The sequence below is a fragment of the Microbacterium sp. MEJ108Y genome (assembly GCF_000834175.1).
In the GTDB taxonomy this organism is placed as follows: Bacteria; Actinomycetota; Actinomycetes; order Actinomycetales; family Microbacteriaceae; genus Microbacterium; species Microbacterium forte.
In genome coordinates this window covers 35,207-49,871 of sequence record NZ_JXQX01000038.1, presented here as the reverse complement: position 1 = coordinate 49,871, position 14,665 = coordinate 35,207, and the positions used below count along the sequence as shown (strand labels likewise).

Genomic DNA, 14,665 nt, shown 5'->3' with positions numbered 1-14,665 from the left:
CCGCTCACTCGGCTGACCAGAGGAGCTCCGCTTCGAGGGTGAGATCGATGACCTGGCCCAGCAGGGCGCCGAGCGAGTTGGACTGCAGCAGGGCGAACTGGTCGTACTCGCCCAGCGGTGCGATCGCGGCGAGCTGCCAGGCTGCGGCGAGCGGATCGTCTGACAGTTCGGTGTCGGCATCCCACGGCGAGTCCACGCGTGCGAGGACTCGCCGCACGATCGCCTCTGCTTCGGTCCGCAGAGGGGTCAGCGCGTCGTGCCACGTCAGCTCAGGCAGCTGCGTGACCTCGGCGCGAGGAAAGGGCGCGTCGTCGAGCCACTGATCGACGGTGAAGCGGGCCGTGCCGACCGCGAGGGTGTGCAGCACCTGGGCGTCCGCCGCGACGCTCACCAGCCGGGCCATCGTGCCGACCCTGCTGCGTCGGTCGCCCCCGCCGACCTCGTGACCGCGCTCGATGAGCACGACGCCGAACTGCGGGTCGTCGTCGTCGAGCAGGTGTCCGATCATCGTGAGGTACCTCGGCTCGAAGACGCGAAGCGGAAGCGGGGTGTAGGGAAACAGCACCGAGCCGAGCGGGAACATCGGTAGTTGAGCCATGACCCCAGTCAACACCGCGCGACGTACAGTGAACAGATGCGCAGACCTCAGCCGATCGTCCCCTCGCCCGGTCAGGAATCCGTATGGGACTATCCGCGGCCGCCGAGGGTCGAGCCGGTACCCGAGCGCGTCACCATCCGCCTCGGCGGCGTTCTGATCGCCGATACGCGAGATGCCGTGCGGGTGCTCGAGACGAGTCACCCTCCTGTGTACTATCTGCCGATCGCCGACTTCATCGAGGGCGCGCTCTCGGATGCCCCGGGTTCATCGTTCTGCGAGTTCAAGGGTGCCGCGCGCTATCTCGATGTGCGTGGCGGCGGCCTGACGGCCTCGGGCGCGGCATGGAACTACCCGCATCCTTCGCCCGGTTTCGAGGTGCTGCGCGACCGGGTGGCCGTGTATGCGGGGCCGATGGACGCGTGCACAGTCGGCGACGAGGTCGTCGTTCCGCAGCCGGGAGGATTCTACGGCGGCTGGGTCACGTCGTCGGTCGTCGGGCCCTTCAAGGGCGTACCGGGTTCCATGGGCTGGTAGGGCCCGTCCCCGCCGTTCCTGTCAGAACGCGCGGAGGTTGGCCTGCAGGCCGCCATCGACGTGGTCGCGGCGGAGGATCCCACGGCGACGCAGCACCGGCACGAGCTCGTCGAGTGTGCGGTGCAGCGTGACGGGGTGGAAGTCGCCCCACAGCAGCACGCCGTCGTTGCCCCACTCTCCGAGTTCCTCGATCAGATCGGCGAACTCGTCGGCCGTCCCGACGAAGCCCGAACGATCGGCGATGCGGCCGGCGCGGGCGAGGGCGGTGAGGTGGGCGCGCAGCGGAGCATCCTCGCGACGGTCGCCGATCAGGCGCTGGATGCTTCCGCGCGAGACGTGCTCCCCGAAGATCGACACATCGAGCGGCCGCTCGAGGTCGAGTGCGGTGAGGTCGGTCTCGAGATCGCTCGACTGCTTGCGCGCGATCTGCACGAGAGCCGCATCATCGGGGTGCGCGGACGCAGCGACGATCCGGTCGGCCTCTTCGACGGATGCCGTGATCACGGGCTGGATCGCGAACAGGATCTTGATGTCGTCGGCTGAGCGCCCGGCGGCGATCGCCGCGTCGTGGATCTTCGCGCGGTAGGCGCGCACGGATGCTTGGTCCAGCGGAGCGAGGGCGAGTTGGACATCGGAGTTGGCGCCGGCGAACCCGAGGCCGCGACCCGACCCGCCGGGGGAGACGATCGCCGGCTCGCCGTCGGTGAACGGCACGGCGTTCAGAGGGCCGTCGAACGCGTAATGCTCTCCGCGATGCCGGACGGTGCTCAGCTTCGATCCGTCCGCGAAGACATCCGTCTCGCGGTCGCCGACCAGCGCTCCGTCGCCCCAGCTGCGCCAGAGCGAGCGGATGCCTGAGAGCCATTCCTCGGCCCGGTCGTAGGCGGCATCGTGTCCGAGCTGCGCCACGGCCGAGAAGTGACGCGCGCTGCCGGTGTCGGTCACCACGTTGAGCCCGAGACGGTGACCGCTGAGATGCTGAAGGGTGGAGAACTGCCGCGCCGCCGTATAGGGAAGGTACGCCGCGGGATTGACGGTGGGCACGACTCCGAGGTGCCGTGTCGCCTGGAACAGGTAGGGAGCGAGGAGCAGCGGGTCGTGCTTGGGCCCGCCGAAGGCATGGCGTACGCGGAGGTCGATCGTGTCCGGCGAGCCGAGAGACGGCGCGTCCTCGATGATCACGAGGTCGAAGCCTGCCTGCTCGAGCGTCCGCGCCGCCTCCTGATAGATCTCGGGACGCGTCCAGTCGTAGTCCCAGTCCAGAGACGGGTATCCCCACCCCTGCGGACCGAAACCGCGGGCGAGGAACCAGCCGAAGTGCTGGGGCCTGGTCATGCGACGGCCTCTCGCGCCGGCTCGAGCACCCGAGCGAGGTCGGCGATCAGATCGGAGACGTCTTCTATGCCGACCGACAGCCGAAGGGTTCCCGGCTGCACACCGAGGATGTCGCGCTCTTCGGGTGTCCTGTGCGAGTGGCTGGTGGTCGCGGGGTGCAGCACCAGCGAGCGCACGTCGCCGATGTGGGTCATGTGCGTGAAGACTTCCACGCTCTCGACGAAGTCGCGTGCGGCGTCGAGCCCTCCGCGGAGGGTGAACGTGAAGATCGAGCCGTACCCGCCGTGGAGATACCGCTGCGCGAGAGCATGGTCGGGGTGAGTCTCGAGGCCCACGTGATCGACGCTCTCGACCGCATCCTGAGCGGCCAGCCAACGGGCCACCTCGAGCGCGTTCCGGGACTGGCGCTCGACCCGGAGGCCGAGGGTCTCGGCGCCCTGTCCGATCAGGAACGCGTTGAGAGGAGACGGCGAGGCGCCGAAGCGGGGAGCCACCGACTCGCGGGCGTAGGCGATCCGAGCGTTGCCGCCGTGGCGGGCGAAGACGCTCGGGAAGCCCCCGCGGCCGGGGAGCACCAGGTGCGGTGCGTTGTGCCCGGCCTTATCCGCGTCGAAACGACCGTCATCGAGGATCACACCGCCGAGCACGGACCCGTGACCCGCGAGGAACTTCGATGCGGAGTGCACGACCATGGCGGCACCGTGCTCGATCGGACGCAGCAGGAAGGGCGTCGCGAGCGTGTTGTCGACGATGAGCGGGATGGCGAACTCATCCGCGACCGCGCTCACAGCGGCGATGTCGAGGATGTCGTTCCGGGCGTTCGCGATCGACTCCGCGAACAGCGCGCGCGTGGTCGGGCGGATCGCAGCCTGCCACGCAGCAGGGTCGGCGATCTCGTCGATGAACGTCGTCTCGATGCCGAGCCGTGCGAGGTTGTCGAGCAGGAGCCCTCGGGTGCCCTCGTAGATGTGCGTCGATGCCACGATGTGGTCTCCGGCTCCGGCCACGGTCAGCAAAGCGGTGACGACCGCGGCCTGTCCGCTCGCGACGAGCACCGCGTCCGCGGCGGATTCGAGGGCTGCGAGCTGTCGCTCGACGGCGCTCACCGTCGGGTTGCCCGTGCGGGTGTAGCCGAAGCCGGCGCCGGTGCCGAAGTGGTCTGCGGCGTGATCGAAGTCATCGAACTCGAAGCCCGCAGTCAGATAGATCGGCGTCGCCCTCGACGACGCGGCGCCCTGATTCCGGGCGGCGTGGACCGCTCTGGTGGCGAAGCCGGTCGTGTCGTCGGTCATGCGGATGCCTCTCGAATGTGCGGGTGACAGTAGCGTGTCACGCGGCGACTCCGGTCGCTGAAGCGGTGGTAATCTGACGTCATGCGGATCGTGCTCCTTCTTAGCGGCCGCGACGAGACCTCGTTCTGAGCCCCTCCTCGTCGCGGAGTCCATCGTGGGCCGAACCGCCAGCTTCAGGAGAGACGCAATGAACATCCCCGCAGCAGACACTGCTCCCGCACGTCCGAGGACCCTCGCTGAGAAGGTCTGGGACGACCACCTCGTCGTCAAGGGCGAGAACGGCGAGCCCGACCTCATCTACATCGATCTGCACCTGGTGCACGAGGTCACGAGCCCTCAGGCGTTCGACGGACTGCGATCGGAGGGCCGTCCGCTGCGTCGCCTCGACCTGACGATCGCCACCGAAGACCACAACACGCCCACGTGGGACATCGACAAGCCCATCGCCGACCTCACGAGCCGCACTCAGATCGAGACGCTGCGCCGCAACGCCGCCGAGTTCGGCGTCCGTCTGCACTCTCTGGGCGATGCCGAACAGGGCATCGTGCACGTCGTCGGCCCGCAGCTCGGGCTCACCATGCCGGGGATCACCGTGGTCTGCGGAGACTCGCACACGTCGACTCACGGGGCCTTCGGCGCCATGGCCTTCGGCATCGGCACCAGCGAGGTCGAGCACGTGATGGCGACCCAGACGCTTCCGCTCAAGCCCTTCAAGACGATGGCCATCACCGTCGAGGGCACTCTGCGCCCCGGAGTCACCGCGAAGGACATCATCCTCGCAGTGATCGCGAAGATCACGACCGGTGGCGGGCAGGGCTATGTCCTGGAGTTCCGCGGCAGCGCGATCCGCTCGCTGTCCATGGAGGGCCGGATGACCATCTGCAACATGTCGATCGAGGCCGGTGCCCGTGCGGGTATGGTCGCCCCCGACGAGACGACGTTCGACTACCTGAAGGGGCGTCCGCACGCTCCCCAGGGCCAGGACTGGGACGACGCCGTCGCCTACTGGCGCACCCTGCCGACCGACGAGGGTGCGACCTTCGATGCCGAGGTCTTCATCGACGCCGACGATCTCGAGCCCTTCGTGACATGGGGAACCAACCCCGGTCAGGGCAGCTCGCTGTCGGCGTCGGTTCCCGACCCGGCTCAGATCGCCGACGCCAACGAGCGCGCCGCCGCAGAGCGCGCCCTCGAGTACATGGATCTGACCCCTGGTACGCCGCTCAAGGAGGTGCCGGTCGATGCGGTCTTCATGGGCTCGTGCACGAACAGCCGCATCGAGGACCTCCGCGCGTTCGCGTCGATCATCGAAGGCAAGAAGAAGGCTGACGGCGTGCGTGTCATGGTCGTACCCGGTTCGGCCCGCGTCCGGCTGGAGGCCGAGGCGGAAGGCCTCGACAAGATCATCAAGGACTTCGGAGCCGAATGGCGGTTCGCCGGCTGCTCGATGTGCCTCGGTATGAACCCCGATCAGCTCGCTCCGGGCGAGCGCTGTGCGTCGACGTCGAATCGCAACTTCGAGGGTCGGCAGGGCAAGGGTGGTCGCACACACCTGGTGTCGCCGCTGGTCGCCGCGGCGACCGCGATCCGCGGCACGCTGTCGAGTCCCAGCGACCTGAACGAGATGGCGGAGGTCTGACCATGGAGAAGTTCGTCACCCACACCGGTATCGCCGCTCCGCTGAAGCGCTCGAACGTCGACACCGACCAGATCATCCCCGCCGTCTTCCTCAAGCGGGTCACCAAGACCGGCTTCGAGGACGCGCTGTTCCACGGCTGGCGCCAGGACCCCGAGTTCGTGCTCAACCAGCCCGCCTTCCAGGGGGCGTCGGTGCTCGTCGCCGGACCGGACTTCGGCACCGGATCGAGCCGAGAGCACGCCGTCTGGGCGCTGCGCGACTTCGGGTTCGCGGTCGTCCTGAGCCCGCGCTTCGCCGACATCTTCCGGGGCAACTCAGGCAAGCAGGGGCTCGTCGCGGCGACCATCTCGGAAGAGGATCTCGAGCGGATCTGGGCCGAGATCGACCGGAATCCCGGGGCTTCCATCACGGTGGACATCGAGGCGCGGGTCGCGTCGATCGGTGAGATCCAGGCTGACCTCGGGATCGACGATTACACTAGATGGCGGCTCCTTGAAGGGCTCGATGACATCGGGCTCACGCTGCGCAACGAAGACAAGATCGCGCAGTTCGAGGCCCGTCGCGAGTCGTGGCGGCCCCGGACCCTTCCCGTTCAGTGAACGGCGGGGCGGGGGAGCCGAGGGCGACCCCGCCCCGATTTCCGTTGAATGAAGTGAGGCTCCGAATGACGACACCTGTGCGCGACGCTCTTCCGGACGGAGTCCCCCCACTCACCGGTGACGTCCTCGCCATTCGTGGAGGCCGCCCGCTGCGCGGCCGCGTCGACGTCAAGGGAGCGAAGAACCTCGCGACCAAGGCGATGGTCGCCTCGCTGCTCGGTGAGACCGTCAGCGTGCTGCGCGACGTCCCGGCCATCAGCGATGTCGCGGTGGTGCGCTCGCTGCTCGAGGTGCACGGTGTCCGGGTCTCCGACGGCGATGAGCCGGGTGCACTCGTCTTCGACCCGAGCGATGTCGAGTCGGCCCACTTCGAGGAGATCGACGCCCACGCCGGTGCCTCCCGCATTCCGATCCTGTTCTGCGGACCGCTCCTGCACCGTCTCGGTCAGGCATTCATCCCGGACCTCGGCGGATGCCGCATCGGCGACCGGCCGATCGACTTCCACCTCGACGCACTGCGCAAGTTCGGCGCCATCGTCGAGAAGCTGCCGAGCGGCATCCGTCTCTCCAGGGGCGGAGCCCGCCTGCACGGCGCCAACATCCACCTGCCGTACCCGAGCGTGGGTGCCACCGAGCAGGTGCTGCTGACCGCGGTCAGGGCCGAGGGGACGACCGAGCTGCGCAACGCCGCCATCGAGCCCGAGATCATGGATCTGATCGCCGTGCTGCAGAAGATGGGCGCGATCATCTCGTACGAGCCGAACCGCGTCATCCTCATCGAGGGCGTCGAGACACTGCGCGGCTACGACCACCGGTCGATCTTCGACCGCAACGAGGCGGCCTCGTGGGCATCCGCGGCGCTGGCCACCGACGGCGAGATCTTCGTCGGCGGAGCCAAGCAGCAGGAGATGCTCACCTTCCTCAACATCTTCCGCAAGGCGGGCGGCTGGTTCGACATCCAGGAGGACGGCATCCTCTTCCGCCGCGAAGGCGAGCTCAAGCCCGTCGTCGTCGAGACCGACGTGCACCCCGGCTTCATGACCGACTGGCAGCAGCCGCTCGTCGTGGCGCTGACGCAGGCGAACGGCCGCTCGGTCGTGCACGAGACGGTCTACGAGAACCGTCTCGGCTTCACCGATGCACTCGTCAAGATGGGCGCCGACATCGTCGTGCACCCGCGAGGGCTGCAGGACGGGCCGCGGCGCGTGCCGCGTCGTGACCTCGAGCAGGCGGCCGTCATCACCGGGCCGACTCCGCTGCACGCCGCAGACATCGTCGTGCCCGACCTGCGCGGCGGGTACAGCCACGTGATCGCGGCGCTGACGGCCGAAGGCGAGTCGAAGGTGTCGGGAGTCGACATCCTCAGCCGCGGCTACGAGAAGTTCCTCGCCAAGCTCGATGCCGTGGGCGCCGACTTCGACGTCATCCGGTGAGCCCGATGGGTTCCCGATCGCGCGAGACGACGCGGCCCAGCGTGTTCTGGCCGCTCGCGGCGATCGCCGTGCCGTTGATCTCGCTGCTCGCGAAGATCCGCATCACCGGTGCCGAGAAGCTTCCTCGTGAGGGTGCCTATGTGCTGGCTCCCAACCACTACTCGGAGTTCGATCCCCTCATCGTGGCACTCGCGGTGTGGCGGATCGGACGCGCGCCCCGATTCATGGCGAAGGAGAGCCTGTTCAAGGTCCCTGTGCTCGGATGGATTCTGCGCCGCACCGGAATGATCCCGGTGGCTCGTTCGTCGTCGGCATCCGCTGCGAAGCAGACGCTGAAGCAGTCGGCCGAGCTGGTGGAACACGGACGCGGAGTGATCGTGTACCCCGAGGGGACTCTGACGCGTGACCCCGACATGTGGCCGATGCGCGGCAAGTCGGGCGCTGTGCGGCTGGCACTGACCGACGGCATCCCGCTGATCCCGATGGCCCAGTGGGGCACCCAGAACATCATGGGTCGTTACCAGAAGGGTCTGAGCCTGTGGCCACTGCGCAAGCGCGTGGACGTCATCATCGGCGACCCGGTCGACGTGTCCGACCTGCGCGGTCGCGCCGGCGAGTCTGCGGCGCTGAACGAGGCCACCGACCGGCTGATGAACGCGATCACCGCGTTGCTCGAAGAGCTGCGCGGTGAGAAGGCGCCGGCCGAGCGCTGGAACCCCGCCTCGCACGGACAGAAGGAGACGGGTCGCCTTGACTCCTAAGCGCAGCACGCCCGCGGGCCCCAGAGTCGCCGTGATCGGTGCAGGCAGCTGGGGCACCACATTCGGGAAGATCCTCGCGGACGGCGGTGCGCAGGTCACGATGTGGGCCCGCCGAGCCGAACTCGCGCACGAGATCGACGAGGCCAAGCGCAACTCGCGCTACCTGCCCGGCATCAACCTGCCGCGCACGATGGCGGCGACGCATGAGCTGGCGATCGCATTGCGTGATGCCGACCAGGTCTACCTCTCGGTGCCGAGCCAGTCGCTGCGCGAGAACCTCAAGGCGCTGCGACCGCTCCTGTCCGACAACGACGCGAAGATCGTCAGCCTCATGAAGGGTGTCGAACGCACCTCAGGGCTGCGGATGAGTCAGGTCATCGAGCAGGAGCTGCGGTGTGATCCCGATCGCATCGCTGTCGCCTCGGGGCCGAACCTCGCGCTCGAGATCGCCCGTGAGCAGCCGACGGCTGCCGTGATCTCCTCACGCAGTCAGGAGACGGCCGAAGAGGTCGCACGCGCCGCGCGCAACTCGTACTTCCGGACGTTCGTGAACACCGACGTGATCGGCACGGAGTTCGGGGGAGTGCTGAAGAACCTCATCGCGGTGGCGATCGGCATCGTCGACGGCGTCGGATACGGCGAGAACACCAAGGCGTCGATCATCACGCGCGGACTCGTCGAGATGACCGACTTCGCGGTAGCGAACGGCGCCCACCCCGAAACGCTCCAAGGACTCGCGGGACTGGGAGACCTCATCGCGACGTGCCAGTCTCCACTGAGCCGCAACAACACGGCCGGGCGCCTGCTCGGCCAGGGATACAGCTTCCAGGACGTCGTCAAGCAGATGCAGCAGACAGCCGAGGGCCTCGCGTCCGTCGCGCCGGTGCTTCAGCTCGCCCGCGAGTCCGAAGTGCACATGCCCATCGTCGAGCAGGTGAAGATGGTGCTCGACGGCAAGATGAACCCGCGTGACATCGCACCCCACCTGACGACGGACGACGACACCCCGCAGGGTGAGAGGACCAACCATGGACAAGCAGACGGTGGTGGTGCTCTTCGGCGGGCGCTCCAGCGAGCATTCGATCAGTTCCGCAACGGCGGGCGGAGTCCTGGGCGCGATTGACCGCGACCGCTATGCGGTGATCCCGGTCGGAATCACCCGCGAGGGAGCCTTCGTCCTCGAGGACGACGACCCGTCGAAGTTCCCGCTGGATGCCGCACATCTGCCCGAGGTCGCCGACAACGGCACCAGGGTGCTGTGGCCCGAGCCCGGCGGCGACCGGACGCTCCGTGTCGTGCGTCAGGACGGGACTGTCGAGGGCTTCGGCGAGATCGACATCGTGCTCCCGATCCTGCACGGCACTCACGGCGAGGACGGGACGATCCAGGGCTACTTCGACACTCTCGAAGTGCCTTATGCGGGTGGTGGAGTTCTCGATTCTGCGCTCTGCATGGACAAGCACTTCATGAAGATCGCGCTGCGCGCGGCGGGCCTCTCGGTGGCACCGGGGATCACGGTCCGCTCGCGGGAGTGGGGCCGGGATGCCGCGTCGGTTCGCGCCTCCGCCGTCGATCTCGGGATGCCGCTGTTCGTCAAGCCGGCGCGCGCGGGTTCCAGCGTGGGCGTCTCGAAGGTCGAAAGGCCCGACGAGCTCGACGCCGCGCTGGCCATCGCCTTCGCGGAGGACGACAAGGTCCTCATCGAGAGCGGAGTGGTCGGTCGCGAGATCGAGGTCGCGGTTCTCGAGAGCGCCGACGGCGTACGCGCATCGCTGCCCGGCGAGATCGTGCTGACGTCCCGCGGGTTCTACGACTTCGAGGGCAAGTACCTCGGTGGCGACGGCGTCGACGTGGTGTGCCCCGCGCAGCTCGAGGATTCTGAGATCGCGGCCATCCAGGACGCCGCCATCCGAGCGTTCGAGGCTGTCGACGGCCGTGGCCTCGCCCGTGTCGACATGTTCCTCACTGCCGAGGGAGAGCTCGTCGTCAATGAGCTCAACACGATGCCCGGATTCACGCCGATCTCGATGTTCCCCAAGTGCTGGGTGGCATCCGGACTCAGCTACGGCGACCTGATCTCAGAGCTGATCGAAGCGGGCCTGCGCCGCTGATCGGGCGGCGTCCGCTCAGCCTTCGGCCGATCCCTCGTCAGGGGATTCCTCGGTGGGCACCCGGTCGGTGCACCGAGCCGTCGCCGGTTCGAGGCCGGACTGGATGCTCGTCGAGAGACTCTCGACCACCGTGCGGAAGTCGATCTCCTCGCCCCGGCGGATGATCACCTCGACGGCCGGGTCACGACCGTAGGTCACCAGACGCTGTCGTTCTTCCTCCTGGTCGAGCACGAGCCAGTCGACGCTGCCGATCGTGGTGCAGACTTCGGTCGAGGGCGCCGGCGGTTCGACGCCGCAGCGCAACACGACCGTCGGGTCGCCCCAGGCGCCGGTGGCCTGGGCATCGGTCCAGACGCGGTCCAGATCGCCGACGGCATCCGGAAGCAGCACGGAGACCTCCGCGCACGCCGGATTGTTCGCATCGTCGGCCGGCTCCAGATGGATCGTGGTCGAGCATCCGGAGAGCGCTGCGACGAGGACCAGCGACCCCGCGATGACGGCGAGACGACGAGAGCGGGGCATGCATCCAGGCTACCTTTGACTGCATGCCCTCCCGACCTCGCGACGATGATCCGACCCTCGGCGATCTTTCGGAGGGGGAGATCCTGCGGGCCATCCTGGCGAGGACCGCGCGGGCCAGTCACACGATCATCGGACCCGGCGACGATGCGGCGGTGATCGCGGCTCCGTCTGGGTCCGTGGTCGCCACGACGGACACCCTCGTGCACGGTCCTGACTTCCGACTCGCGTGGTCGTCGGGCTATGACCTCGGGTGGAAGGCTGCCGCAGTCAACCTCGCCGACGTGGCCGCCATGGGTGCGCGCCCGACCGCGCTGCTCGTCGCGCTGGCTGTTCCGCGCGATCTGAGGCTCTCTTTCGTCGAACGCCTCGCCGACGGATTCCGTGAGGCGTGCGCGGCCCTGGCGCCGGGCTGCGCCGTGGTCGGTGGCGATCTCACCGTCTCGGATGTCCTCACCGTTGCGGTCACCGCTCTCGGCGATCTCGAGGGCCGGGCGCCGGTGACGCGATCGGGTGCGCGGGTCGGTGATGTGGTCGCGGTGGCCGGAGAGCTCGGACACGCCGCCCACGGACTCTCCGTCCTCTTCGGCAGGTTCCGTGATGGTGACACACCGGTCGCCGTCGATCCATCCGCGCTCGGACGGGGTGAGAGCGCGGCGCTGGCCGCCCAGCTCCGTCCGTCGCCCCCGATCGGCCTCGGACCCTTCGCCGCCACAGCCGGAGCGACCGCGATGATGGACGTCTCGGATGGTCTCGCCCTCGATGCGCGACGGATGGCGGCGGCCTCGGCCGTCACGATCGCCCTCGACAGCGCGACGCTCGGAGACTCTCCGCGGCGTGCCCTCGCCGGTGGCGAGGATCATGCGCTGCTCGCCACCTTCCCTCCGGGGACGCTGCCGTCGGGGTTCCGCGTCATCGGGACTGTGGCCCCGCGGGGCGAGCACGATCTGCTGGTCGACGACGCACCCGCAGACGTGAGCGGCTGGGACCCCTATCGCGACTGGGATTCGGCCTCGGGCTGAGGCGTCTCTGAGGCGAGAGCCGGCTCGGCCCACCAGAGAGCGGTGTCGCCGTATGCCTTCTCACGGATCAGCTCCAGGCCGGCGGCCTGCAGATCAGGAGGCGTGGAGCGGCGCGCACGCTCGATGATCACGAGGGCGTCAGGGGCGAGACACGGTGCGAGCGCGATGAGATCCGCGGTCATCGCGTCGTCCTCGAGGTCGTAGGGCGGGTCCGAGAAGACGAGGTCGTACGGACCGGAGGCTCGCAGCAGGAACGACCGGACCGTGCTCTGGTGCACCGTCGCGCCGTTCGCGCCGGCCTTCGCGACGGTGGCGACGTTGCGACGCACGACGGCCGCAGCCTCTCGGCCGTGCTCGACGAGGTCGGCGCTTGCCGCGCCGCGGCTGAGCGTCTCCAATCCCAGCGCACCCGATCCGGCGTAGAGATCCAGCACTCGGGCTCCGGCGATCGCGTCGGCCGATTCCAGCGCTCCGAAGAGCGACTCCCGTACGCGGTCGCTGGTGGGTCGCGTCCCCGCGTGGGGAACGTCGAGCCGCGCGCCGCGTGCCTTTCCGGCGATGATCCTCGTCACCCGTTCACGATACGACAGCCGGGGCGCACGTCGTGTCCGTGCGGCCTCCTAGACTCGGATCATGTCGCTCACGCTGGATTCGTCGCTCGAGGAGGCGCTGGGCTCCACGCCGGCGAAGTCTCTCGATCGGGCGTTCGGCATGAAGACGGTCGGCGATCTCGTGTCGCACTATCCCCGGCGGTATGCCGACCCCGGCGAGCTCACCCCCATCCGTGAGCTTCCGCTCGGTGAGACCGTGACGATCGTCGCCGAGGTGCTGTCGTCGAGTGCCAGGGCGATGCGCAATCGACGGGGCGCGATGGTCGACGTCGTGATCGGCGACGGCATCGGCAAGATGTCCCTGACGTTCTTCGCGAAGAATCTCGGGGCTGCCAAGTGGCGCTCCGAGGATCTCGCGGTCGGTCGGCGAGGCGTCTTCTCGGGCAAGGTCGGCGAGTTCAACGGGATGACGCAGTTCGCGCACCCTGAGTACGAGCTCTTCGACGACGAGGATGCGGCCAGGCGGCGTGCGGACGCCCGCGCAGCCGTGCTGATCCCCATCTATCCCGCGACGTCGACGCTGCAGACCTGGCAGATCGCGAAATTCATCACTCGCGTGCTCGACGGCCTCGGTGACGTGCCCGAGCCTCTGTCGGCGGACGTCCGTCAGCGGGAGGAGCTGCTGACCGCGAGAGAGGCACTCGAGCAGATCCATCGACCGAAGACCCGCAACGACATCGATCCTGCAGTACGCACGCTGCGGATGCATGAGGCGCTCACGCTGCAGACCGCACTCCTGCAGCAGCGCGACGCGGTGCGATCGCTCTCGGCCACGGCGCGTGCGGCGAAGTCCGGAGGTCTGCTCGAGCGGTTCGACGCCTCGTTGCCCTACGATCTCACGCCCGATCAGCAGACCGTCGGCGAGCAGGTCGCGAAGGATCTCGTCGGCTCGTGGCCGATGAACCGGCTCGTGCAGGGAGAGGTCGGCTCGGGCAAGACGCTCGTCGCCCTGCGTGCGATGCTCCAGGTCGCCGAGTCCGGCGGCCAAGCCGCGCTGATCGCGCCGACCGAGGTCCTGGCGGGCCAGCACCTGCGGTCGATATCGAAGATGCTCGGGCCGGAGCTGGCTCCGCTCGTGATGCCCACACTCCTCACCGGGCAGATGCCGGCTGCGGCGCGGCGCAAGGCCGCCCTGCGCGTCGCCTCCGGGCAGGCCCTGATCGTCGTCGGCACCCACGCACTGCTCGGCGAGAAGACGACCTTCGCAGATCTCGGGCTCGTCGTGGTCGACGAGCAGCACCGGTTCGGCGTCGAGCAGCGCGAGGCTCTCCGCGCCAAGGGCTCCAGCCCGCACGCCCTCGTCCTCACCGCCACGCCCATCCCTCGCACCGTGGCCATGACGGTCTTCGGAGATCTCGACACCTCGGTGATCCGCACGATGCCGAAGGGACGGGCGGGAATCGAGTCGTTCGTCGCCCCACTCGCCGAGCATCCCGGGTGGTTCAATCGCGTCTGGGAGCGCGCCGCCGAGGAGATCGCCCAGGGGCGCCAGGTCTTCGCAGTGTGCGCCGCGATCGACACCACCAAGAAGACGGCCGAGGCGGGTGAGCCCGCGCTTCTGCAACCCGAGGGCGCATCCGGTCCGCGCTGGGGAGTGGTGCAGCTCGACGAGGCGCTGGCGACGCACCCGAAGCTCGGCGGTCTGCGCCGAGCGGTTCTCCACGGACGCATGCCGTCCGACGAGAAGGATGCGGTGATGCAGGCGTTCGCGCGGGGCGAGATCGACCTGCTTCTGGCCACGACCGTCATCGAGGTCGGGGTCGACGTGCCCAACGCCTCGACCATGATCGTCCTCGATGCCGATCGCTTCGGCGTCTCCCAGCTGCATCAGCTGAGGGGCCGGGTGGGTCGAGGCGGCGTTCCGGGGCTGTGTCTGCTCGTGACAGAGGCGGAAGCCGGCTCGGTGGCGCGCGAGCGAGTCGACGCGGTCGCAGCGACCCTCGACGGTTTCGCCCTCGCCGAGGTCGATCTCGAGCTGCGCGGTGAAGGAGACGTGCTCGGCGCAGCACAGGCGGGCGTGCGGTCGTCGTTGAAGCTGCTGCGCGTGGTCAAGGACTCCGGTCTGATCGTCAGAGCTCGCGAGCTCGCCGAGGCGATCCTCGCAGCCGACCCCGGTCTCGACGCGAACCCGGGGCTCAGATCCGCCATCGAGCGACGAGTGAGCGACGACGATCGCGCGGCCCTGGCGAAGAACTGACCCGAGCACGGCGT

The 14,665-nt window shown here is 68.6% G+C and carries 14 protein-coding genes; 9 read left to right on the top strand and 5 right to left on the bottom strand.

Features of this window, described 5'->3' with window-relative positions:
* Positions 1-4 precede the first annotated feature (4 nt).
* On the bottom strand, positions 5-598 hold the full coding sequence (locus RU09_RS15135; RefSeq protein WP_042541710.1) for an LON peptidase substrate-binding domain-containing protein: 594 nt from the start codon (positions 596-598) through the stop codon (positions 5-7).
* Between the two features lie 36 nt (positions 599-634).
* Between RU09_RS15135 and RU09_RS15130 the strand changes: the two genes are divergently transcribed.
* On the top strand, positions 635-1,132 hold the full coding sequence (locus RU09_RS15130; RefSeq protein WP_042541709.1) for a DUF427 domain-containing protein: 498 nt from the start codon (positions 635-637) through the stop codon (positions 1,130-1,132).
* Positions 1,133-1,153: 21 nt separating this feature from the next.
* On the opposite strand, the gene RU09_RS15125 is transcribed toward RU09_RS15130, so the two are convergent.
* Positions 1,154-2,467, bottom strand: a complete 1,314-nt coding sequence (locus RU09_RS15125) for an LLM class flavin-dependent oxidoreductase (protein WP_042541708.1) — start codon at positions 2,465-2,467, stop codon at positions 1,154-1,156.
* Complete coding sequence (locus RU09_RS15120; RefSeq protein WP_042541707.1) at positions 2,464-3,759, bottom strand: O-acetylhomoserine aminocarboxypropyltransferase/cysteine synthase family protein; 1,296 nt, start codon at positions 3,757-3,759, stop codon at positions 2,464-2,466. Before RU09_RS15120 ends, RU09_RS15125 begins: the two co-directional genes overlap by 4 nt.
* A 187-nt stretch (positions 3,760-3,946) precedes the next feature.
* On the opposite strand from RU09_RS15120, the gene leuC reads away from it, so the two are divergent.
* From leuC to RU09_RS15090, 6 genes are all read left to right on the top strand, one after another.
* Complete coding sequence (gene leuC / locus RU09_RS15115; protein ID WP_042541706.1) at positions 3,947-5,398, top strand: 3-isopropylmalate dehydratase large subunit; 1,452 nt, start codon at positions 3,947-3,949, stop codon at positions 5,396-5,398.
* A 2-nt stretch (positions 5,399-5,400) separates the two neighbouring features.
* Complete coding sequence (gene leuD / locus RU09_RS15110; RefSeq protein WP_042541705.1) at positions 5,401-5,997, top strand: 3-isopropylmalate dehydratase small subunit; 597 nt, start codon at positions 5,401-5,403, stop codon at positions 5,995-5,997.
* Between the two features lie 65 nt (positions 5,998-6,062).
* Complete coding sequence (murA, locus tag RU09_RS15105; RefSeq protein WP_042541704.1) at positions 6,063-7,430, top strand: UDP-N-acetylglucosamine 1-carboxyvinyltransferase; 1,368 nt, start codon at positions 6,063-6,065, stop codon at positions 7,428-7,430.
* Positions 7,431-7,435: 5 nt separating this feature from the next.
* Entirely contained in the window at positions 7,436-8,191 is a 756-nt protein-coding gene (locus tag RU09_RS15100) for a lysophospholipid acyltransferase family protein (protein ID WP_042541703.1), read from the top strand.
* Complete coding sequence (locus RU09_RS15095) at positions 8,181-9,314, top strand: NAD(P)H-dependent glycerol-3-phosphate dehydrogenase (RefSeq protein WP_042541702.1); 1,134 nt, start codon at positions 8,181-8,183, stop codon at positions 9,312-9,314. Before RU09_RS15100 ends, RU09_RS15095 begins: the two co-directional genes overlap by 11 nt.
* The gene (locus tag RU09_RS15090) at positions 9,220-10,302 is read left to right on the top strand and encodes a D-alanine--D-alanine ligase family protein (RefSeq protein ID WP_042541701.1); all 1,083 of its coding nucleotides are present in this window, start codon (positions 9,220-9,222) and stop codon (positions 10,300-10,302) included. Before RU09_RS15095 ends, RU09_RS15090 begins: the two co-directional genes overlap by 95 nt.
* A 15-nt stretch (positions 10,303-10,317) precedes the next feature.
* On the opposite strand, the gene RU09_RS15085 is transcribed toward RU09_RS15090, so the two are convergent.
* The gene (locus RU09_RS15085) at positions 10,318-10,824 is read right to left on the bottom strand and encodes a DUF3515 family protein (protein ID WP_042541700.1); all 507 of its coding nucleotides are present in this window, start codon (positions 10,822-10,824) and stop codon (positions 10,318-10,320) included.
* 23 nt (positions 10,825-10,847) lie between these two features.
* Here RU09_RS15085 and thiL point away from each other — a divergent pair, with 23 nt between their 5' ends.
* Complete coding sequence (thiL, locus tag RU09_RS15080) at positions 10,848-11,843, top strand: thiamine-phosphate kinase (RefSeq protein ID WP_042541699.1); 996 nt, start codon at positions 10,848-10,850, stop codon at positions 11,841-11,843.
* Here thiL and rsmD read toward each other — a convergent pair.
* A complete protein-coding gene (gene rsmD, locus RU09_RS15075) occupies positions 11,813-12,415 on the bottom strand; it encodes a 16S rRNA (guanine(966)-N(2))-methyltransferase RsmD (RefSeq protein ID WP_042541698.1) in 603 nt (200 codons plus the stop codon). The two genes, thiL and rsmD, sit on opposite strands and share 31 nt — an antisense overlap.
* Positions 12,416-12,476: 61 nt before the next feature.
* Between rsmD and RU09_RS15070 the strand changes: the two genes are divergently transcribed.
* On the top strand, positions 12,477-14,651 hold the full coding sequence (locus RU09_RS15070; protein WP_042541697.1) for an ATP-dependent DNA helicase RecG: 2,175 nt from the start codon (positions 12,477-12,479) through the stop codon (positions 14,649-14,651).
* Positions 14,652-14,665 lie beyond the last annotated feature (14 nt).

What these genes read in the sequence shown, in the direction of transcription:
- RU09_RS15135 (WP_042541710.1), bottom strand. Translation starts at nt 598, where the DNA reads ATGGCTCAACTACCGATGTTCCCGCTCGGCTCGGTGCTGTTTCCCTAC.
- RU09_RS15130 (WP_042541709.1), top strand. Translation starts at nt 635, where the DNA reads ATGCGCAGACCTCAGCCGATCGTCCCCTCGCCCGGTCAGGAATCCGTA.
- RU09_RS15125 (WP_042541708.1), bottom strand. Translation starts at nt 2,467, where the DNA reads ATGACCAGGCCCCAGCACTTCGGCTGGTTCCTCGCCCGCGGTTTCGGT.
- RU09_RS15120 (WP_042541707.1), bottom strand. Translation starts at nt 3,759, where the DNA reads ATGACCGACGACACGACCGGCTTCGCCACCAGAGCGGTCCACGCCGCC.
- leuC (WP_042541706.1), top strand. Translation starts at nt 3,947, where the DNA reads ATGAACATCCCCGCAGCAGACACTGCTCCCGCACGTCCGAGGACCCTC.
- leuD (WP_042541705.1), top strand. Translation starts at nt 5,401, where the DNA reads ATGGAGAAGTTCGTCACCCACACCGGTATCGCCGCTCCGCTGAAGCGC.
- murA (WP_042541704.1), top strand. Translation starts at nt 6,063, where the DNA reads ATGACGACACCTGTGCGCGACGCTCTTCCGGACGGAGTCCCCCCACTC.
- RU09_RS15100 (WP_042541703.1), top strand. Translation starts at nt 7,436, where the DNA reads ATGGGTTCCCGATCGCGCGAGACGACGCGGCCCAGCGTGTTCTGGCCG.
- RU09_RS15090 (WP_042541701.1), top strand. Translation starts at nt 9,220, where the DNA reads ATGGACAAGCAGACGGTGGTGGTGCTCTTCGGCGGGCGCTCCAGCGAG.
- RU09_RS15085 (WP_042541700.1), bottom strand. Translation starts at nt 10,824, where the DNA reads ATGCCCCGCTCTCGTCGTCTCGCCGTCATCGCGGGGTCGCTGGTCCTC.
- thiL (WP_042541699.1), top strand. Translation starts at nt 10,848, where the DNA reads ATGCCCTCCCGACCTCGCGACGATGATCCGACCCTCGGCGATCTTTCG.
- RU09_RS15070 (WP_042541697.1), top strand. Translation starts at nt 12,477, where the DNA reads ATGTCGCTCACGCTGGATTCGTCGCTCGAGGAGGCGCTGGGCTCCACG.